General features: G+C 71.7%; 17 protein-coding genes and 1 pseudogene. 9 read left to right on the top strand and 9 right to left on the bottom strand.

All coding sequences use genetic code 11. The features are described from left to right. Positions 1 to 72: 72 nt before the first annotated feature. A complete protein-coding gene (locus P1P75_RS05395) occupies positions 73 to 957 on the bottom strand; it encodes a LysR substrate-binding domain-containing protein (protein WP_319252251.1) in 885 nt (294 codons plus the stop codon). Between the two features lie 119 nt (positions 958 to 1076). Between P1P75_RS05395 and P1P75_RS05390 the strand changes: the two genes are divergently transcribed. The 5 genes and pseudogenes from P1P75_RS05390 to P1P75_RS05370 all read left to right on the top strand — a co-directional run bounded on the left by P1P75_RS05390 (position 1077) and on the right by P1P75_RS05370 (position 6261). Continuing rightward, positions 1077 to 1748, top strand: a complete 672-nt coding sequence (locus tag P1P75_RS05390) for a succinate dehydrogenase (RefSeq protein ID WP_319252254.1) — start codon at positions 1077 to 1079, stop codon at positions 1746 to 1748. Positions 1749 to 1750: 2 nt separating this feature from the next. Next, positions 1751 to 3730: a fumarate reductase/succinate dehydrogenase flavoprotein subunit gene (locus P1P75_RS05385; protein ID WP_319252250.1), complete on the top strand. Its 1980-nt coding sequence runs from the start codon at positions 1751 to 1753 to the stop codon at positions 3728 to 3730. Then, complete coding sequence (locus tag P1P75_RS05380) at positions 3727 to 4476, top strand: succinate dehydrogenase/fumarate reductase iron-sulfur subunit (protein ID WP_319252249.1); 750 nt, start codon at positions 3727 to 3729, stop codon at positions 4474 to 4476. Before P1P75_RS05385 ends, P1P75_RS05380 begins: the two co-directional genes overlap by 4 nt. Positions 4477 to 4705: 229 nt before the next feature. Continuing rightward, a pseudogene (locus P1P75_RS05375) lies at positions 4706 to 5065 on the top strand (GNAT family N-acetyltransferase); the annotation flags it as partial. Positions 5066 to 5262: 197 nt separating this feature from the next. Next, the gene (locus tag P1P75_RS05370; RefSeq protein WP_319252248.1) at positions 5263 to 6261 is read left to right on the top strand and encodes a PRC and DUF2382 domain-containing protein; all 999 of its coding nucleotides are present in this window, start codon (positions 5263 to 5265) and stop codon (positions 6259 to 6261) included. Positions 6262 to 6375: 114 nt separating this feature from the next. Here P1P75_RS05370 and P1P75_RS05365 read toward each other — a convergent pair whose 3' ends face one another. After that, complete coding sequence (locus tag P1P75_RS05365) at positions 6376 to 7404, bottom strand: MsnO8 family LLM class oxidoreductase (protein ID WP_319252247.1); 1029 nt, start codon at positions 7402 to 7404, stop codon at positions 6376 to 6378. A 123-nt stretch (positions 7405 to 7527) separates the two neighbouring features. On the opposite strand from P1P75_RS05365, the gene P1P75_RS05360 reads away from it, so the two are divergent. Beyond that, positions 7528 to 8019, top strand: a complete 492-nt coding sequence (locus tag P1P75_RS05360) for a hypothetical protein (RefSeq protein ID WP_319252246.1) — start codon at positions 7528 to 7530, stop codon at positions 8017 to 8019. A 214-nt stretch (positions 8020 to 8233) separates the two neighbouring features. Here the strand turns inward: P1P75_RS05360 and P1P75_RS05355 are convergent, their stop codons facing one another. Next, the gene (locus P1P75_RS05355) at positions 8234 to 8449 is read right to left on the bottom strand and encodes a dodecin (protein ID WP_319252245.1); all 216 of its coding nucleotides are present in this window, start codon (positions 8447 to 8449) and stop codon (positions 8234 to 8236) included. Between the two features lie 222 nt (positions 8450 to 8671). Between P1P75_RS05355 and P1P75_RS05350 the strand changes: the two genes are divergently transcribed. After that, positions 8672 to 9928 (top strand): extracellular solute-binding protein, encoded by a 1257-nt coding sequence (locus P1P75_RS05350; RefSeq protein WP_319252244.1) that lies wholly within the window; start codon positions 8672 to 8674, stop codon positions 9926 to 9928. 21 nt (positions 9929 to 9949) lie between these two features. Here P1P75_RS05350 and egtD read toward each other — a convergent pair whose 3' ends face one another. The 4 genes from egtD to egtA are packed head-to-tail and all read right to left on the bottom strand — an operon-like array spanning position 9950 to position 14341. Beyond that, on the bottom strand, positions 9950 to 10912 hold the full coding sequence (gene egtD / locus P1P75_RS05345; RefSeq protein ID WP_319252243.1) for an L-histidine N(alpha)-methyltransferase: 963 nt from the start codon (positions 10910 to 10912) through the stop codon (positions 9950 to 9952). Beyond that, complete coding sequence (gene egtC / locus P1P75_RS05340) at positions 10909 to 11697, bottom strand: ergothioneine biosynthesis protein EgtC (protein WP_319252242.1); 789 nt, start codon at positions 11695 to 11697, stop codon at positions 10909 to 10911. Before egtC ends, egtD begins: the two co-directional genes overlap by 4 nt. Next, positions 11697 to 13037 carry an ergothioneine biosynthesis protein EgtB gene (gene egtB, locus P1P75_RS05335; protein WP_319252241.1) on the bottom strand — a complete coding sequence of 447 codons (1341 nt, stop codon included), beginning with the start codon at positions 13035 to 13037 and terminating at the stop codon, positions 11697 to 11699. Before egtB ends, egtC begins: the two co-directional genes overlap by 1 nt. Next, a complete protein-coding gene (gene egtA, locus P1P75_RS05330) occupies positions 13034 to 14341 on the bottom strand; it encodes an ergothioneine biosynthesis glutamate--cysteine ligase EgtA (RefSeq protein ID WP_319252240.1) in 1308 nt (435 codons plus the stop codon). Before egtA ends, egtB begins: the two co-directional genes overlap by 4 nt. Positions 14342 to 14693: 352 nt before the next feature. Here egtA and P1P75_RS05325 point away from each other — a divergent pair, with 352 nt between their 5' ends. Beyond that, on the top strand, positions 14694 to 15623 hold the full coding sequence (locus P1P75_RS05325) for a TIGR02452 family protein (protein WP_319252239.1): 930 nt from the start codon (positions 14694 to 14696) through the stop codon (positions 15621 to 15623). A 70-nt stretch (positions 15624 to 15693) separates the two neighbouring features. On the opposite strand, the gene P1P75_RS05320 is transcribed toward P1P75_RS05325, so the two are convergent. Continuing rightward, on the bottom strand, positions 15694 to 16140 hold the full coding sequence (locus P1P75_RS05320) for a type II toxin-antitoxin system PemK/MazF family toxin (protein WP_319252238.1): 447 nt from the start codon (positions 16138 to 16140) through the stop codon (positions 15694 to 15696). A gap of 241 nt (positions 16141 to 16381) precedes the next feature. Further along, positions 16382 to 17803, bottom strand: coding sequence for an amidase (locus tag P1P75_RS05315; protein ID WP_319252237.1), 1422 nt, complete (start codon positions 17801 to 17803; stop codon positions 16382 to 16384). A gap of 226 nt (positions 17804 to 18029) precedes the next feature. Between P1P75_RS05315 and P1P75_RS05310 the strand changes: the two genes are divergently transcribed. Next, positions 18030 to 19418, top strand: coding sequence for a glycoside hydrolase family 43 protein (locus tag P1P75_RS05310; protein WP_319252236.1), 1389 nt, complete (start codon positions 18030 to 18032; stop codon positions 19416 to 19418). The last annotated feature ends 98 nt before the right edge of the window (positions 19419 to 19516 follow it).

Genomic DNA, 19516 nt, shown 5'->3' with positions numbered 1-19516 from the left:
CCCGCCACGACGACCCCCCCCCCATCCCCCCCCCGGCCCCCGCCCAAGCAGCGCAGCTCACCTCACCTCACCTCACCGCTCCAGCAGCATCCGCTGCAACTCCCGAGCCGCCCGAGGCGGAGCCACATCACTGCGGTGCGCCAGTGCGATCACCCGGTGCAGTCCCGGCCGGGCCAACGGAGTGACCCGCAAACCCCGCCCCGACCGCGCGGCGACCATACGCGGCACGACGGCCATACCGAGCCCCGCCCGCACGAACCCCAGCACCGCGTCCATCTCCCCGCCCTCCACCGCGAAGTCGGGCTCGAACCCGGCGGCGCGGCACGCGGCGACCGTCAGCTCGCGCAGGTCGTAGCCGTGCCGGAACATCACCAGCCGTTCGCCCTCCAGGTCGGCGATCCGCACGGTCCGCCGGCCGTGTCCGGGTTTGGGCGACTCCGGCGAGGACACCACCACCAGGTCCTCCCGCAGCAGATCCACCGTGGTCAGGGCGGGAGAGGGGGTGGGCAGCGGCAGCACCACCAGAGCGAGGTCGAGCGCGCCGCGGGCCAGCTCCCGTACCAGGTCGTGCGAGCCGCCCTCCTCGATCAGCAGCCGGATGCCGGGGTAGCGGTCGTGGAAGGCGCGCAGTACGTCGGGCAGCAGGCCGGTGCACAGACTCGGCGTCGCGCCCAGCCGGACCCGCCCGCTGCGCAGCTGCGCCAGCTCCTGCACCTCGTACCGGGCCGTCTCGGTGTCCGCGAGGATCCGGCGGGCCAGCGGCAGCAGTGCCTCGCCGGCGTCGGTGAGCGTGATGTTGCCGCGGGCCCGCTGGAACAGGTCGGCCCCCAACTCCCGCTCCAGCGACTTGATCTGCTGGGACAGTGAGGGCTGCGCGACATGCACCAGCTCGGCGGCCCGGGTGAAGTGCCGCGTCTCGGCGACCGCCACGAAGTACTGGAGCTGCTGGAACTGCATCCCGCCATGATAGGTGCTTCCTATGGAAACGAGCCGGACCATGTCTTGGACTGATGGGGCCGTCCGGCCCTAGCGTCCCTTCCATGGCTCTGGCAACGCGGACGGACCGACGGACGTCCATGGCGCGTACGGTGTGGGACTCCTCCGTCGGCAAGAAGACAGTGATGGCCGTCAGCGGTCTGATCATGCTGCTGTACCTGGTCGCCCACATGATCGGCAATCTGAAGATCTTTTTCGGGCCGGGCGAGTTCAACCACTACGCGCACTGGCTGCGCACGGTCGGCGAGCCGTTCATGCACTACGAGTGGACGCTGTGGCTGATCCGCATCGTGCTGGTCGTCGCTGTGGTCGCGCACGCCGTGTCCGCCTACCAGCTCAGCCGCCGCGGCATCAAGGCCCGTCCGGGCAAGTACGTCCACAGGAAGGCGCGGACCAGTTATGCGACGCGCACCATGCGCTGGGGCGGGATCATCCTCGGCCTCTTCATCGTCTGGCACATCCTGGACCTGACGACCGGCACCGTGCACTCCGGAGGCTTCCAGGAGGGCCGGCCCTACCAGAACGTCGTGGACACCTTCTCCACCTGGTACGGCAACCTCGTCTACATCGTCGCGATGCTCGCCGTCGGCCTGCACGTCCGGCACGGTTTCTGGAGCGCCGCCCAGACCCTGGGCGCCGGCAGCCGGACCCGCGACCGCGCCCTCAAGACCGTCGCCGACGTCCTCGCGTTGCTGCTCACGGCCGGCTTCATCGCCGTACCCGTGGGCGTCATGACCAAAGTGGTGAGCTGAACATGACTTCCTACGCGGACTACACGACAGGCGAGCCCGTCGCCGACGCCAAGGCCCCCACCGGGCCGATCGCCGAGCGCTGGGACACGCGCCGCTTCGAGGCGAAGCTGGTCAACCCGGCCAACCGGCGCAAGCACACCGTCATCGTCGTCGGCACGGGCCTCGCGGGCGGCTCCGCCGGCGCCACCCTCGCCGAACAGGGCTATCACGTCGTCCAGTTCTGCTATCAGGACTCGCCGCGCCGCGCCCACTCCATCGCCGCGCAGGGCGGCATCAACGCGGCGAAGAACTACCGCAACGACGGCGACTCCGTCCACCGGCTGTTCTACGACACCGTCAAGGGCGGCGACTTCCGGGCGCGGGAGTCCAACGTCCACCGCCTCTCGCAGATCTCCGTCGAGATCATCGACCAGTGCGTGGCGCAGGGCGTTCCCTTCGCCCGGGAGTACGGCGGCCTCCTCGACACCCGCTCCTTCGGCGGCGTCCAGGTGTCCCGCACCTTCTACGCCCGCGGCCAGACGGGGCAGCAGCTGCTGCTCGGTGCCTACCAGGCTCTCAGCAGGCAGATCGCCGCCGGGAACATCGAGATGCACCCGCGTACGGAGATGCTCGACCTGATCGTCGTCGACGGGAAGGCGCGCGGGATCGTGGCGCGGGACCTGATCACCGGCCGGATCGACACCTACTTCGCGGACGCGGTCGTACTCGCCAGCGGCGGTTACGGAAACGTTTTCTACCTGTCGACGAACGCCATGAACTCCAACGCGACGGCGATCTGGCGGGCGCACCGGCGTGGCGCCTACTTCGCGAACCCGTGTTTCACACAGATCCATCCGACCTGCATCCCGCGCACCGGCGATCACCAGTCCAAGCTGACGCTGATGAGCGAGTCGCTGCGCAACGACGGCCGGATCTGGGTACCGAAGGCCAAGGGCGACGACCGGCCGCCGAACCGGATCCCCGAGGACGAGCGCGACTACTACCTGGAGCGCGTCTACCCGGCCTTCGGCAACCTGGTCCCCCGTGACATCGCCTCCCGCGCCGCGAAGAACGTCTGCGACGAGGGAAGGGGCGTGGGACCGGGAGGGCAGGGCGTCTACCTCGACTTCGCGGACGCGATCGAGAGGATGGGCCGTAAGGCCGTCGAGGCCAAGTACGGCAACCTCTTCGACATGTACCAGCGGATCACCGACGAGGATCCGTACCGGGTGCCGATGCGGATCTACCCGGCCGTGCACTACACGATGGGCGGCCTGTGGGTCGACTACGACCTCCAGACCACCGTGCCCGGCCTGTTCGCGATCGGCGAGGCCAACTTCTCCGACCACGGCGCCAACCGGCTCGGCGCGTCCGCGCTGATGCAGGGGCTGGCCGACGGCTACTTCGTGCTCCCCGCCACCATCAACGACTACCTGGCCCGCAACCCGCACCAGGGCGAGATCGGCGACCAACACCCCGTCGTGCAGGAGGTGTTGGCGGAGACGCAGGACCGCCTCAACCTGCTGCTGGCGGTCGACGGCGACCGCACGCCCGACTCCTTCCACCGCGAGGTCGGCGAACTGATGTGGGAGTTCTGCGGCATGGCCCGCACCGACTCCGGGCTGCGCAAGGCGCTGGAGCGCATACCGCAGATCCGCGAGGAGTTCTGGCGGCGCATCAAGGTCCCGGGCACCGGCGAGGAGTTCAACCAGTCGCTGGAGAAGGCGAACCGCGTCGTCGACTACCTGGAACTGGCCGAGCTGATGTGCCTCGACGCACTGCACCGCGCCGAGTCCTGCGGCGGCCACTTCCGGGAGGAGAGCCAGACCCCGGACGGCGAGGCCGCCCGCCGGGACGAGGAGTTCGCGTACGTGGCCGCCTGGGAATTCCGGGGCTCCGGGGGTCGTCACCCGGGAGAACACGGCACCGGCGACGCGCCCGTCCTGCACAAGGAAGACCTGGTCTTCGAGTACGTACACCCCACCCAGCGGAGCTACGCATGAAGCTCACCCTGCGCGTCTGGCGGCAGCAGAACGCCGACGCCGAAGGCGCCATGTCCACGTACGAGGTGGACGGGATCTCCCGGGACATGTCCTTCCTGGAGATGCTCGACACCCTCAACGAGGAGCTCATCCTCAAGGGCGAGGACCCGGTCGCCTTCGACCACGACTGCCGCGAGGGCATCTGCGGCGCGTGCTCCCTCGTCATCAACGGCGACGCGCACGGGCCGGAACGCACCACCACCTGCCAACTGCACATGCGGTCCTTCCGGGACGGCGACACGATCGACGTCGAGCCGTGGCGGGCGTCCGCCTTCCCCGTGATCAAGGACCTGGTGGTGGACCGCACGGCGTTCGACCGGATCATCCAGGCCGGCGGTTACATCACCGCGCCCACGGGGGCCGCCCCCGAGGCCCACGCCACCGCCGTGCCCAAGCCGGACGCCGACCTCGCGTTCGAGCACGCCGAGTGCATCGGCTGCGGCGCCTGCGTGGCCGCCTGCCCCAACGGCGCGGCGATGCTGTTCACCTCCGCCAAGGTCAACCACCTGAACGTCCTGCCGCAGGGCGCACCCGAGCGGGAGACCCGCGTGCTGGACATGGTGGCCCAGATGGACGAGGAGGGCTTCGGCGGCTGCACCCTGGCCGGCGAGTGCGCCACCGCCTGCCCCAAGGGCATCCCGCTGTTCTCCATCACCACGATGAACAAGGAGTGGCTGCGCGCCACCCGCAAGGTGGCCAAGCGCTGAGCGCAGACCACGCAGCAAGAAGACGTTCGCCGAAACGCGCGGACGGGCGGGGCCGGGAGTGGTGCTCATCCCCGGCCCCGTCTGGCTTTCGGCGGCAACCGGGGAGCGCCAGGCATTCAGCATCCCCACACCCGCACTCCTGGCGCAGGTCAGGTACACGCCAACCGGCATCGGAAGTAGCAGGGGGTACCGCTCCGTCCCCACCTCGTGCGTGTCCGGGGGAGGAGCCATGACCGACGTTTCCACCATCGCTCGTCCCATGCGGTCCACGGCCCCCGTCCGCTACACCGTCGCCCTGGCCCGCGACGAGGCGGTCGTGCGGGCCGCGCGGCGGCTGCGCCACGACGTCTTCGCCGGGGAGATGGGCGCCCTGCTCACCTCCGCCGAGCCCGGCCTCGACGCCGACCCCTTCGATGCCTACTGCGACCACCTGCTGGTGCGCGACGCCGACACCGGCCAGGTCGTCGGCACCTACCGGCTGCTGCCGCCGGAGCGCGCCGCGGTCGCCGGACGGCTGTACTCCGAGAGCGAGTTCGACCTGACACCGCTGGACGGGATCCGCCCCGGCCTCGTCGAGGCCGGCCGCGCCCGGCGCTGTGCCCCGGCGCCCATGCCGACCGCCGGTCACTGGTACGGGCCGCCCAGGCGCGGACCGCGCCCGACGGGGCGGCGTCAGTGCGGGCGGCGGCGACGAACCGGCGAGAGAAAACTGAGCATTTGTCCGTTTCCTGTCCAGTGGGGAGGTGACTCGGAGGCCAGAAGCCGTCTGGAAGGGAGGGCGATGCCATGATCGCCCGGGAAGAGATCAGAAATATGCTGGACCACCCCGTTTATGACGGAGAGGGTCAGAAGGTCGGCGAAGCCAAGCACGTCTTCTTCGACGACATGACCGGGCGCCCCGAATGGGTGACCGTCAAGACGGGCCTCTTCGGTTCGAGCGAGTCCTTCGTGCCGATCCGCGACGCCTCGATGGTGGAGGACCACATAGAGGTGCCCTACCCCAAGGACCGCATCAAGGGCGCACCCAACGTGGACGTCGACTCGGGCGGACACCTGTCGGAGTCCGAGGAGCACCGCCTGTACGACTACTACGGCATCGACTGGAACAGCGTCCTCGAGGACGGCGCCTCCGGTCCGGACGGCGGCCAGGCCGGTCGGGGCGACCGCAGTGGTCAGGCAGCCGGCACCGCCGCCGCGGCCGGCACGGCGGCGGGAGCCGCCCCCGCGACGGGCCGCCCGGACACGGCGGCCGGGACGGCACCCGGCATGGAATCGGGCCCGCAATCGGGCATCGCTTCGGGCATGCGTCCGGGCGAGGCGGACACCGGGTACGGCGCGGGCCGCACCGGCGGCGACGCCATGACCTCCTCCGGCGACGCGATGACCCGTTCCGAGGAGCGGATGCACGTCGGCGTCGAGCGGCGCGAGACCGGACGGGCCCGACTGCACAAGTACGTCGTCACGGAGGACGTCGAGCAGACCGTGCCAGTGCGCAAGGAGCAGGCACGCATCGAGCGCGAGCCCATCACCGAGGCCAACCGTGACGCCGCCCTCTCCGGGCCGGAGATCAGCGAGGCCGAGCACGAGGTCACCCTGCACGAGGAACGCCCCGTGGTGGAGACCGAGACGGTGCCGGTGGAACGGGTCCGGCTGACCGCGGACGAGCACACCGAGGAGGAGACCGTACGCGGCCAGGTCCGCAAGGAGCGCATCGAGGCCGAGGGGATCGAGACCGAGGGCATCGAGACCGAGGGATACCGCGACAACCCGCCCGACCGCCCGTGACCCCGGCCGTCCCACAGCGACGCGAACCCGACCGCGCGGTGGCCCCGGCGGCACGGTGACGCGTACGGGCGGCGGTACCCGACCGCCGCCCGTGTCGGAACTCCCCGACCCGCTTCAGCGGTTCAGGTCCGCGGTTCCCGGCCTTCCTCCGTGCACGACGGCCGCCAGCCGCCGGTAGGAGTCGAGCAGCGCCGGCCGGTCGTAGGTGCTGGTGGTGACGAGGACCTCCTGGGCACCCGTGTCCTTCAGCACCGTCTCCAGTGCGTCGGCGACCTGTTCCTCGGTGCCCGCGATCTGACCGGCCAGAGCGGACTCGTAGTAACCGCGTTCGCGTGTTGTCATCGAAAGCGCCTCGACCCGCTCGGCCGGGGGCAGCGCAGGGAACGTCCCGTGGGTACGGGAGTACGCCATCGACCAGGCCTCCGGGATCAGCAGCCGACGGGCCTCACCGGGTGTCGCGGCGACGGCGACCGTGCCCGAGACGACGACGTACGGCTCCGCGGCCCACGGGGAGGGGCGGAAACGGGCGCGGTAGTCGTCGACCCCGCGCCGCAGCCGGTCCCGGTCGCGCAGATCGCCGATCACCATCGGCAGCCCCGCCTCGGCCGCGATCCGCGCGCCCTCGCCCATCGCCAGCACGAACGGCGGCACGGTCAGCCCCTCGGAGGGGCGGGCGCGCACGCCCGTCGGTGAGGTGCCGCGGAACCAGCCGAGCAACTCCCGTACCTGGGCGCCGAAATCCTCGGCGTCCTCCTTGTCGCGTCCCAGCGCCCTGCGGACCCCGTCGGTGAAGCCGACCGACCGGCCCAGACCCATGTCGATCCGGCCGGGGAACAGCGACTCCAGCACCCCGAACTGCTCGGCGACCACCAGCGGCCGGTGGTTGGGCAGCATGACCCCGCCCGTGCCGACCCGGATCGTGCCCGTCGCGGCGGCCACGGCGGCGGCCAGCACGGTCGGCGCCGAGCCGGCCACCCCGGGCACTCCATGGTGCTCGGCCAGCCAGAAACGCTCGTAACCGAGTGCTTCCACCTCACGCGCCAGCGCCACGGTGTCCCGCAGTGCCACGTCGGCCGGATGGCCCTCGCGGATACGGGAACGGTCGAGGACGGAGAACCGGGCGGCTTCGATCACAGAGCTCACACGGTGTTCAACGCGTGGCGGGCGCCGTGATTCCCGTACGGCGACCGAGCACCGAGGACGGTTCCATGAGCAGGTGAGGGAGCGTGCGGTTGCCCGGCCGCGGGCGGTCTCTAGGGTGGTGGTGTGACCGACAGCAGCAGGCGGCCCCTCGCCGTGTTCGACCTGGACAACACCCTTGCCGACACCGCGCACCGGCAGCGGTTCCTGGAGCGCAAGCCGCGCGACTGGGACGCCTTCTTCGCGGCGGCGCCGCAGGATCCGCCGCTCGCGGAGGGGATCGCGCTCGCCGTGGAGAGCGCGCGGGAGTGCGAGGTCGTCTACCTGACCGGGCGGCCCGAGCGCTGCCGGCGGGACACCCGCGAGTGGCTCGACCGGCACGGACTGCCCGAAGGGCGGGTGTACATGCGGCGCGACGGCGACCGCCGGCCCGCGCGCCGCACCAAGCTGGAGATCCTGCGCCGGCTCGGCAAGGACCGCGAGGTGCGGGTCCTGGTGGACGACGACGAACTGGTCTGCGACGACGCGGAGGCGGCCGGCTTCACCGTGATCCGGGCGCGCTGGGCCACACCCTCGGCCGCGCTGCGCGTCGCGCAGGAGCGGGAGGGGCGTACCTGAGGCGTGAAGCCTGCCTGGGGCGTGAAGCGTGCCGGAGTCGTGGGGCCCGCCTGAGGCGTGAGGCGTGCCGGAGTCGTGGGGGCCTGCCTGGGGCGCGGGGCGTATCCGAGGCGAGGGCGGCCCGAGTGGCGGCCGCCCGCGGGCTCGTTCACTGCGTCCGGCGGTCCGCGGGTCGGAGCGTCCGTTCCGCCGTGGCCGGGCGGGCCGCGCAGCGTCACTCCGGCGCGTCGAGGCGGAAGCCGACCTTGAGGCCCACCTGCCAGTGCGCGACGTCGCCGTTCTCGATCTGGCCGCGCACCTGGGTCACCTCGAACCAGTCCAGGTGCCGCAGGGTCTGCGAGGCGCGGGAGAGGCCGTTGCGGATCGCCTGGTCCACGCTGTCGGGCGAGGTGCCGACGATCTCCGTGACCCGGTAGGTGTGGTTCGACATGCGGGTGCTCCTCTCGCCGTGACGGCGGTGTCACGTGTGTCACGCGTCACTCCACCGTGCCCCAAGCTGCGGCGGAGCGCGAGGCGTCGGAGGTGCGGGCCGGTTCCCCCTTGACCTTCGCATTGGTCCATACCAAAATCCTGCACACCCGTTCGGGCAACCATGCTCGTTTCCCCCACGCCGGGCCCCTCATCCCTGTCCACCAGGCAGAACAGGACCCCCGTGAGACGACGCCTCCTCGCCCTCCTCTGCGTGACCGCCTCCCTCGTCACCGGCTGCGGTGCCGTGCCCGGAATCGGCGGCAGCGACCGGCACACCGTCACCGTCTGGCTGATGAAGGACAGCGCCTCGCAGGACTTCCTGGACCGCTTCACCGCGGACTTCGAACGCGATCACCCCGACCTCGACCTGGACGTCCGCATCCAGGAGTGGACCGGCATCGGCGAGAAGGTGCAGACGGCCCTGGAGGGCGAGGGCGGACCGGACGTCATCGAGGTCGGCAACACGCAGGTTCCGCAGTACGTGGACGGCAACCGGTTGCTCGACCTGACCCTGGAGTCCGTCGCCAAGTGGGACAAGGACGAGTGGCTCCCCGGCCTCGCCGATCCCGGGCAGCGCCGATTCCACCAGTACGGCATCCCCTGGTATGCGGCCAACCGTGTCGTGATCTACCGCAAGGACCTCTTCGAGCAGGCCGGGATCACCACCCCGCCGCGAACCCGCGAGGAGTGGCTGACCGCCACGGAGAAGCTGAACTCGGGCGGGAACCAGGGCATCTACCTGGCCGGTCAGGACTGGTACACCCTCGCCGGATTCATCTGGGACGAGGGCGGCGACCTCGCCACCGAGGACAGCGGCCGCTGGGAGGGCAGCCTGGACACCCCGGCCGCCCTGCGCGCAATGACGTACTACCAGCGCCTCCAGGCCCTCGGTGCGGGCCCGGCCGACTCCGACGAGGAACACCCGCCGCAGGCAGGGGTGTTCGCCGAGGGCAGGGTGGCCCAGATCGTCGCCGTCCCCGGCCTCGCACGAGCTGTCGTACAGCGAAACCCTGGCCTGGAGGGCAAGTTGGGATACTTCCCCGTACCGGGGAAGGCCGCGGCCAAGCCCGGCGCCGTCTTCATCGGAGGCTCCGATCTCGTCGTCCCCCGCAACACCGAACAGCGCGAGGGGGCCGTCGCCGTGGTCGCCGCGCTGGCCGGCGCCGAGTGGAACACCGACCTGGCCCGCACCATGAACTACGTGCCGAACAAGGCGAGACTGGCGTCGGCCGTCGCGGGCGAGGAGGGGGTCGCGGCCATGGCGGCCGGGGCCGCACAGGGCCGGGCGACCCCCAGCACGCCGGAGTGGGCAGCCGTGGAGGCGGACAACCCGATCAAGACGTACATGACCAAGGTGCTCGGCGGAGCCGATCCGGCAGCCGAGGCCCGCCGCGCCTCCCGCAGCATCACGGAGGCGCTGACGGTCTCGGCGGGCTGACGGCCGGCCCCTGCCGCGTCCCTACCGCACGGTGCTCAGCGAAAGCGCGAAGCGGCCCCTGCGGTCCGTCCACCAGTGGGACAACTCCAGTCCGGCCGTGGACAGTTCGGCACGCACGCCCTCCTCGCGAAACTTCGCCGACACCTCCGTACGCAGTTCCTCGCCCGCGGCGAAGTCCACGGCGAGATCCAGCGCGGGCAGCTTCACCGTCTGCGCCGTGCGGGACCGCAGCCGCATCTCGATCCACTCGTTGCGCGCGTCCCAGAGCGCGACATGGTCGAAGGCGCCGGCATCGAAGTCGGCGCCCAGCTCCCGGTTGACGACGGCCAGCACGTTCTTGTCGAACGCGGCCGTCACCCCGGCCGCGTCGTCGTACGCCCGCACCAGGACCTCCTCGTCCTTGACGAGGTCGGTGCCGAGCAGCAGCGCGTCGCCGGGCGAGAGCAGTGCGCGGACCGAGCCGAGGAAGGCGGCGCGCTCCTCGGGGAGGAGGTTGCCGATCGTGCCGCCGAGGAACGCCACCAGCCGCGGACCCGGAGTGTCCGGGAGCGTCAGCGGGGCGGTGAAGTCGGCGATCAGGGCATGGACGTTCAGGCCCGGCCGCTCGGCGATCAGCGCCCGGCCGGCCCCGGTGAGGGCACTCTCGCTGACGTCGACGGGCACATAGGTGTCCAGGTCCGTCAGCGCGTCGATCACATGGCGGGTCTTCTCCGAGGAACCGGAGCCCAGCTCGACGAGGGTGCGGGCGCGGGTCGCCGCGGCGATCTCACCGGCCCGGTCGACGAGGATCTCGCGCTCCGCCCGCGTCGGGTAGTACTCGGGCAACTCGGTGATCCGCTCGAAGAGTTCGCTGCCGTGCGCGTCGTAGAACCACTTCGGCGGCAGCGTCTTCGGGGTGGCGGTCAGGCCCTCGAGGACGTCGGCGCGCAGGGCGGCGTCCGTGGCGTCCTCGGGGAGGGTGCGGGTGATCTGGAAAGGGCTCACGAGCTGGTCTCCTCGGGTCGTGCGGGCGCCGCCTGCGCGCTGGGATCCTTGAGCGGGGTGAGCAGCACCTCGGTGCGGGTCGCGGCGAGCAGGGTGCGGTCGGGGACCTCCTGCCAGCGCGAATCGTCGTCGTAGGGCTCGGAGGCCACGACCGTGCGGCCGGGCTCCGTCAGGTACCAGAGGGTGTCCCCCCAGGCCGTCGCGGTCACCGTGTCGCCGTTGCTCAGCAGCAGGTTGAGGCGGGAGCCGGGCGCCGCCGCGGCGACCTCCTGCACCGTGTCGGCGAGCGCCTGGCCCTCCGTGTCCCCGGCGCGCAGCCGGGCCAGGACCAGAGCCCACACGAACGCCGAGTCGTTGCGCGCCTCCATCGACAGCACCGCGGCCGCCGGCAGCGACCGCGCGAGCGGCTCCAGGGACCCCGGCCAGCCCGGCACGGCCCCGTTGTGGCTGAACAGCCAGGGCCCCGCCGCGAACGGCGCCGCCGCGGCCTCGGCGTCCGCCCCGGCCAGCGTCGCGTCCCGTACGGCGGCCAGCACCACCGAGCTGCGCACGACCCGGGCGAGGTCGGCGAAGGACAGGTCGGCCCAGATCGGCCCGGCCCGGCGGTAGCGGGCCGGCACCGGGTCGTCCCCGGCATACCAACCCACGCCGAAACCATCGGCGTTGACCGTGCCGTACCGCTGCCGGCGCGGTGCCCAGGACTGGCGGTACAGGCCGTGCGCGGGCTCGACGAGGAGCGCGCCGAGCGGCTCCTTCGGACCTATGTACGCGATATGACGGCACATCAGAGGGCCCCCGTGCGGGCGGTGCGGAAGCCGGAGAAGATCTGCCGCCGGATCGGATAGTCCCAGTTGCGGAAGGTGCCCCGGCAGGCCACCGGGTCCACCGCGAACGAACCGCCGCGCAGCACCTTGTGCTCGGGACCGAAGAAGACCTCCGAGTACTCCTTGTACGGAAACGCCCGGAAACCGGGATAGGGCTGGAAGTCGCTCGACGTCCACTCCCACACATCACCGATCAACTGCCGTACCCCCAGCGGGGATTCGCCCGCCGGATAGCTGCCGGCGGGCGCCGGTCGCAGATGGCGCTGGCCCAGGTTGGCGTGCTCGGGTGTGGGGTCGGCGTCGCCCCACGGGTAGCGCGTCGAGCCGCCTGTCGCCGGATCGACGCGGGCCGCCTTCTCCCATTCAGCCTCCGTGGGCAGTCGCCGTCCGGCCCAGCGGGCGTAGGCGTCGGCCTCGTACCAGCACACGTGCAGCACCGGCTCCTCGGGCGGCACGACCTCGGTGACGCCGAAGCGGCGGCGCAGCCACTGCTTGCCGTCACGGTGCCAGAACAGCGGGGCGACGATCTTGTGCCGGCGGATGTGGGACCAGCCCTGCGGCGTCCACCAGCGGGCGTCGTCATAACCGCCGTCGGCGATGAACGCCTGATAGGCGCCGTTGGTCACCGGCGTGGTGTCGATGTGGAACGCCGCCACCTCACGCCGGTGAGCGGGCTTCTCGTTGTCCAGCGCCCACGGCTCCCCGGAGGTGCCCATCGTGAACGGGCCGCCCGGCACGAGCACTTCGGACGGGCCGGTGAACAGTGGCGCCGGCCGCGGGTCGGGGGCGGTCAGAGCCTGTGGGCCCGTACGGAGCTGATGGGTGATCAGCATCGTCTCGTCGTGCTGCTGTTCGTGCTGGGCGACCATCCCGAAGGCGAAACCGGCCTCCGTCAGCCGCGTCCCGTCGAAGTCGGCCGACTCCAGCACGTCCAGGACCCGCCCGCGCACCTCTGCCGCGTAGGCGCGGGCCTCGGCGGGCGGCAGCAGCGGCAGCGAGGGCCGCTCGGAGCGAGGGTGCTCGAAGGCGTCGTACAGGCCGTCGATCTCGGGGCGCATGGCGTCACGGCCGGCCACGGCGCGCAGCAGCCACAGCTCCTCCTGGTTCCCGATGTGCGCCAGGTCCCACACCAGGGGGGACATCAACGGGGAGTGCTGAGCGGTGAGGTCGGGCTCCTCGACGCAGCTCGTCAGCAGGGTGGTGCGCTCGCGGGCGGTGACGAGGGTGCTCAGCGCCCGCTCGCGCAGCGCCTCGGTGTCCAGCGCCTCGGCGTCCAGGGTCTCGGGTGCGAGGTCGGTCATGTGCGGATGTCCTTCCCGTGTGTGCGGCCGTCGGTGCCGCACAGGCGGTCGAGCTGGTCGTCGGCGGGGCTGCGGCCCCTGCGGACGTAGTGCTCCAGGTACGCGGCGACGGCGTCCGTCACCTCGGTGGTGGCGCCGATGCGGGGCAGCGCCTCCAGGGCCGTCGTGAAGCAGGCGACAGCGGTTTCGCGCAGTTCGGGGTCGGCCAGGCCCACGCGTGCGGCCTCGCTCCAGAGCGGATTGTGCGGGGCCGGAAGTGGCCGGGACCTTTCCGCAAGCGGTTTCACGGCCCGGTAGGCGCTCTCGGCGGCCTCCGGATCGTCGAACAGCGCCGTCGTCACGGCGAGCGGCACGATCCAGCCGTCCTCGCCCGGCTGCGCGTCGATCATGCGCAGCTCCAGATGGCCACGCGGCCTGACCGGCGGGAACAGAGTGGAAACGTGGTAGTCGAGGTCCGCCCGGGTGGGCGTTCCCGACCGGGTCCACTCCCGGAAGGTCAGATCCTCGGGCACGTCCCAAGGACCGGCGTCCCGGCGTACGCACATCACCGGGGCGTCCAGGACATGGCGGGCCCAGGCGGCGCGCGGTTCCCGGTCCAGGGCGGGTGCGCCCGCGCGGCCCGCGCCGATCTCCATCCACAGCAGCTGGCGGGTGGAGCGCCAGCCCGTCGGAGCGCTGCCCAGCAGCGGCGAGTTGGCGAAGGCGGCGACCAGGACCGGGCCGAGCGTGTGCGCCAGCCACCAGCGGCGCCCGTGCCCCAGCGGGCCGGGCTCCTCGTGCCCCGCGTCCAGGCAGACCTGCACGGAGGCCGAGGTGCACATCATGGCCCGCCCGGCCGGGCCGGTGCGGTCGAGATACGCCTCCATGGCGTCGTAGCGCGGCTCGTGCAGGAACCGCCGGGGCTGGTGCCAGGGCTCGGTGCCGAGTCCGGCGAGGACAAGTCCCGCCTCGCGCAGGACCGCGCGGACGGCGTCCAGGTCGGCGGAGACGGTGTTCACGCACTCCATGAGGGAGGCGGCGGGCGGCGAGCTGAGCTCCAGCTGGCCACCGGGTTCGACGGTGAGCGCCGAGGACAGCGGCACCGTCCGCAGGGCCTCGTAGGCCGCCGCGAGTCGTTCGGGTGTGACGGGGAGCCGCGGTCCGCGCAGCTCGTGGACGATCCATTCCACTTCGACCCCGACGGTGCGGGGCGGCCCGGTCTTGAAGCAGATGCCCTTGACCAGGGCCTCCACCTCCGCCTCGGTGAGGGCTGTACGGGTCTCCGTACAGTCGCTCCCCGAAGCACTGCTCGATGTGTCGGACATGTCGGGATCCTCCTGAGATTCCACCATGCCACCGGTCCGGCTTCGGTGGCGCCGGCGCGGTTCGCTCATCCACCCAAGACCCTCGCGCCGAATCGCACAAGAGTGCCCAACGGTGCGTCCGGGACCGGAGAAGCGCCGCTTCCTCACCGCTTCCCTACCGTTTCCTGCGCGTTCTTGGTGAGGCCCGCCGGTGTTCCCGGATCGTAGAAACCCGGTTGCACCGCCTGTCCAGCATCGCTCACGATGCGTGCATGAGCACGACGGGGGAGACGGGCCGGAGGATGACCGGGATGCGGTGCGCCGCGCGGCGCACCGTGCGGCAGGTGGCTGTGGCGTCCACGGGGGTGGCGCCATGAGCGCGCGGCTGCGCGGTATCGCGCGGGAGACGGAAGAGGCCGTGGCGGCGGGCGCGTACCGGACGCCGGACGGGCGTGAGATACCGCTTGCCGCGGCGGTCGAGGCCGCCCGGGAGGGGACCCGCATGGTGGGGCCAGGCCCGGTGCCGGTCCCGGAATCGGCACGGGAAGCGGTTACGGGAATCGTGCGGCGACCCGTTTCGGAAACCGCTCGCGAACCTGTTTCGGAAACCTCCTGGCAAGCGATTCCGGACCTCCCGCCGGCCGAACCGCGGATCGAGGTCACCGGCGAGAGCAGCCTGGAGGCCGCCCGCAGACTTGCGGACGCACCGGTGGCCGTCCTCAATTTCGCCTCCGCCCGCAACCCCGGCGGCGGTTACCTCAACGGTGCCCAGGCCCAGGAGGAAGCCCTGTGCCGCGGCTCGGCCCTGTACACGTGTCTGCTGCGTGCCCCCGAGTTCTACGGCCACCACCGGGCTCACCGGGACCCGTTCTACACGGACCGCGTCATCCATTCACCTGGCGTTCCGGTCTTCCGCGACGACCGGGGCCGGTTCCTGTCCGAGCCGTACACCGCCGGCTTCCTGACGGCCGCCGCGCCGAACGCCCAAGTGGTGCTGCGTACGGCGCCGCAGCGGGCGTCGGAGCTGCCGCGCGCCCTGGCCGTACGCGCCGAACGCGTGCTGGAGACGGCCGCGGCGCACGGTTACCGGCGGCTGGTCCTCGGCGCCTGGGGCTGCGGCGTGTTCCGCAACGATCCCGCCCAGGTGGCGGGCGCCTTCCGGACGCTGCTGGGACCCGGTGGCCGCTTCGAGCGGACGTTCGCGCACGTGGTCTTCGGGGTGCTGGACCGGACGCCGGGCAGCACGGTCCGGGAAGCGTTTGCCCAGGCGTTTCCACAGCCGCGGCACCAGAACCGGGTCTGACCCGGCCGCCGCTCGGCCACGGTGGTGATCCGCGGCCGTGATCCGCGGTCCTGCCCAGCCCGTCCGTTTCTCAGCTCCAGCCGTACCGCTCCCGCAGCCGGTGCACCACCAGGTTGAACCGCATCCGGTCCAGCGCGCAGGCCTCCCGGCGCATCCCCGACTCGTGCAGCCGCAGTACACGGTCGATGTCCACCCAGGAGTCCCGCCCCGATCGGTCCCAGGGCCCGCTGCCGATCGGTACCCACTCGCGGTCCCCGTCGTGCCGCTTGCTGGACAGCTGCACGGCCAGGAAGGTCCCGGCCGCCTCGCGGGCGACGACCAGTACCGGGCGGTCCTTGCCCCGCCCGTCGTTCTCCTCGAAGGGCACCCAGGTCCAGACGATCTCGCCGGGGTCAGGGTCGCCGTCGTGGGCGGGCGAGTACTCGGTGCGCACCCGCCCGACCTCGCGGGGCTCGGCCTCGATGGTGGCGGAGGGGCCGAAGCGGCCCGGAACGTTCTCTTCGGTAGACGCGGTCACGAGGGCACCCTAGAGGCTGCCCAGGACACCCCGGCGACCGCGGTCCGTCACGACCGCCGACCGCAGTGCAGGGGGTTTCACTCGACGGGCCCTAACGGGCACGGTCCGCAGGGGATTCGGACCATGCCCGTGACGAGCCGGCCGGCGAAACCGCCCACTGACCACATCCGTTGGCCACCATGCCATGCCATGCATGCCGTGCCGTCGGGCGAGATCCGCCTCGTGCTCGGCCTCCGCCGGTTCACACCGCCGGGAAATCCGTCATGAGCGGCTCGGGCCACCGTTCGTGCCAGCGCAGCTCGGCCTCCAACTGGGCGGCGAGCGACAGGAGCAGCGGCTCGCTGTTGGCGGGGCCCAGGAGTTGCGCCCCGACCGGCAGTCCGGCGGACGTGACACCCGCGGGCACGCTGATGCCGGGCCAGCCGAGGACGTTCCAGGGCCACGCGTAGGGGCACGCGGCGATCATGGCGCGGTCGGTGGCGAACCCGCTCAGCTCCAGCAGCGCGCCGATGCGGGGCGGGGGAGCGGCCGTCGTCGGCGAGAGCACCACGTCGTACGTCTCGAAGAAGCGGCCGATACGGCGGTGCAGGACCGTCTCCGCACGGCGGGCCGCGCGCAGCGGGGCGCCGCCGAGGAGCCGGCCCAGCCGGGCGGCGTCCCGGGTGCGCCGGTCGAGCAGCGCGGGGAACGGCGCGTCGGCGACCCATTCGGCGATGCCGGCGGTCGCCCGTGGCACGAAGGTCAGCCCGATCTGCCCGTAGGGCGGGTCGGCCTCCTCGACGGTGTGTCCGAGGTCGGCCAGTGTCCCAGCCAGGCCGACGACCCGGTCGCGGACCTCGGGGAGCAGCCGGGCGGGCACGGCGGTGAACGGCGGCTTCAGCGCGAGTGCGATCCGCAGCCGGCCGGGGTCGCGGCCGACCGCGGCGAGGGCGTCGACGGCGGGCGGACAGTGCGGGTCGCGCGGATGGTTGCCGCTCGCCGCGTCGAGGAGAAGGGCCGCGTCGGCCACGGTCCTGGCGAGGGTGCCGTTGACGGTGATGCCCTGGAAGGACTCGCCGCGCGGCCAGGTCGAGACGCGTCCGCGCTGCGGTTTGACGCCGACGAGGTGGGTCCAGGACGCCGGGATGCGGACCGAGCCGGCGCCGTCCGAGCCGAGCGCGGCCGGTACCAGGCCCGCGGCCACCGCGGCCGCCGAGCCGCCGGACGAGCCGCCCGGGGTGTGCCCGGTGTGCCAGGGATTGCGGGTGGCGCCGAAGGCCGGGCCTTCGGTGAACGGCCACTGTCCCAGTTCGCAGGTGTTGGTCTTGCCGACGATCACGGCGCCCGCCGCGCGCAGCCGCCGTACCGCCTCCCCGTCCTCGGCGACCGCCGGGTGGGTGCCGGCGCAGCCGAAGGCGGTCGGCTCGCCCGCCACGTCCATGTCGTCCTTCACCGCGACCGGCACCCCCAGCAGGGGCCTGCGCACCCCGGCGGCCAACTCCCGGTCCGCGGCGTCCGCTTCGGCGAGGGCGGCCTCGGTGCGGACGATGCGGAAGGCGTTGAGGGTGTCCTGGGTCGCCTCGATCCGCGCCAGGGCCCGCTCGACCAGCGCGCGGGAGGTGACCTCCCCTGCGGCCAGCGCGCGGGCGGTGTCGATGAGGCCTTCTGAACGGTCGAGCGGCATTGCGGAGCACCTCCGGGAGCACGTCGTCTACCGAACGGTAACCTCTGGGGCCCGGCGGCGGGACGCACTCCGGCAGGCCGCGGGTTTCCGTGTCCGACGCAGGCGTCGCACAGGGCGCGGCCGTTCCTGCGCAAAGCATTGACGTGCCCTGGAGCCGCCCCTACCTTCTGATCGGCTTTCCGAACCTCGTTCGGTAAGTCGAACGTTGATAGGGAGAGAGCCGCACATGACCACACGTCGCCCCACCCCGTCCCGCCGCAGCCTGCTGCGAGCCATGGCCGCCCTGCCCGCGTCCGCGCTGGTGCTCGGGGAGATGCCCGGCCTGCTCGGCACCGCGCTCGCCGCCGCTCCGCCCAGCGGCTCGGCCACCCGCTACACCATCGTGCCGTTCCTGGACAGCAACGACGGCACGGTGAACGTCTACCAGTCGGACGACGCCACCGACTTCCGCCTCGCGAAGTCCGCCGCCTACACCCCGCCCGCCAACCGCATCCGCGACGCGAGCGTCATCAAGCACACCAACGGCTACTACTACCTGACGTACACCACCCACACCTGGCAGGACCCCAGCACCACCATCGGCTTCGCCCGCAGCACCGACCGGCTCAACTGGTCGTTCCTGTACGACTACACGGTGCCCATCGCGAACCTTTCGCGCGCCTGGGCGCCGGAGTTCTTCGTCGACAACGACGGCAGCGTGAACGTCATCGTGTCCTGCTCCACCACGGACGACGAGTGGATCTTCACCCCTTACCTGCTGAGGGCCACCAACTCGGGCCTCACCGCCTGGACTTCACCGGTCGCCCTGGCCGGCATCGGCAAGAACCACATCGACACCTTCGTCGTGAAGCTCGGCTCGACCTACCACGCCTTCACCAAGAACGAGACGACCAAGTACATCGAGTACGCCACCGCCACCAGCCTCGCCGGCCCCTACACCATCTCCCGCACCGGCAACTGGGCGGGCTGGGGCAGCTACCGGGAGGGCCCGGCCCTCGTCCAGCTCGACAACGGCGGCTGGCGCATCTTCTTCGACGGCTACGGCGACGGCACCTACTACTACAGCGACAGCTACGACACCTTCACCACCTGGAGCGCGGCCAAGGGTCTCCCGGCCGTCTCCGGCACGGCCCGCCACTTCACCGTCGTCAAGGAGACGGTGACCGGCGGAGTGAGCCTCCCCAGGAACGTCACCCGCTCCTTCCGTTCCGTCAACTACACCACCCGGCACTGGCAGACGCAGTCCTCGCTGCTCAACCTCCCGGTGGTGACCGCCTCCAGCACGGCCGCGGAGAAGCAGGCGTCCACCTTCACGGTCGTCGCCGGCCTCGCGGACGCGAACGGCTACTCCTTCCGTGACGCGTCAGGCAACTACCTGCGCCACTACTCCTACCGCGCCCGCTTCGACCCGAACGACGGCACATCGACCTTCGCCAAGGACGCCACCTTCATCGCCCGGACCGGCACCACGAGCGGCTCGGCACGCTTCGAGTCGTACAACTACCCCGGGTACTACCTGCGCCACTACAACTACCAGCTCCGCGTGGAACAGTGCGACGGCACGGAACTGTTCCGGACGGACAGCTCCTTCCTGCCGGTGACCGCCTGGGCCTGACCGGGTCGGGTCACATCAGGTCACGTCGGACCTGATCTCGTCCGACGTGACCTGACGTGGCCGGCTCGTCCTCGCTCGGGGACCTCGTGGAGCCGCCT

The organism is Streptomyces sp. ID05-39B (assembly GCF_033794725.1).
GTDB lineage: Bacteria > Actinomycetota > Actinomycetes > Streptomycetales > Streptomycetaceae > Streptomyces > Streptomyces bobili.
This window is presented reverse-complemented; position numbering and strand designations above follow the sequence as displayed.

Coding starts and splice junctions, on each gene's coding strand:
- P1P75_RS05395 (WP_319252251.1), bottom strand. CDS start 957: ATGCAGTTCCAGCAGCTCCAGTACTTCGTGGCGGTCGCCGAGACGCGG.
- P1P75_RS05390 (WP_319252254.1), top strand. CDS start 1,077: ATGGCGCGTACGGTGTGGGACTCCTCCGTCGGCAAGAAGACAGTGATG.
- P1P75_RS05385 (WP_319252250.1), top strand. CDS start 1,751: ATGACTTCCTACGCGGACTACACGACAGGCGAGCCCGTCGCCGACGCC.
- P1P75_RS05380 (WP_319252249.1), top strand. CDS start 3,727: ATGAAGCTCACCCTGCGCGTCTGGCGGCAGCAGAACGCCGACGCCGAA.
- P1P75_RS05370 (WP_319252248.1), top strand. CDS start 5,263: ATGATCGCCCGGGAAGAGATCAGAAATATGCTGGACCACCCCGTTTAT.
- P1P75_RS05355 (WP_319252245.1), bottom strand. CDS start 8,449: ATGTCGAACCACACCTACCGGGTCACGGAGATCGTCGGCACCTCGCCC.
- egtC (WP_319252242.1), bottom strand. CDS start 11,697: ATGTGCCGTCATATCGCGTACATAGGTCCGAAGGAGCCGCTCGGCGCG.
- egtB (WP_319252241.1), bottom strand. CDS start 13,037: ATGACCGACCTCGCACCCGAGACCCTGGACGCCGAGGCGCTGGACACC.
- egtA (WP_319252240.1), bottom strand. CDS start 14,341: ATGTCCGACACATCGAGCAGTGCTTCGGGGAGCGACTGTACGGAGACC.
- P1P75_RS05325 (WP_319252239.1), top strand. CDS start 14,694: ATGAGCGCGCGGCTGCGCGGTATCGCGCGGGAGACGGAAGAGGCCGTG.
- P1P75_RS05315 (WP_319252237.1), bottom strand. CDS start 17,803: ATGCCGCTCGACCGTTCAGAAGGCCTCATCGACACCGCCCGCGCGCTG.
- P1P75_RS05310 (WP_319252236.1), top strand. CDS start 18,030: ATGACCACACGTCGCCCCACCCCGTCCCGCCGCAGCCTGCTGCGAGCC.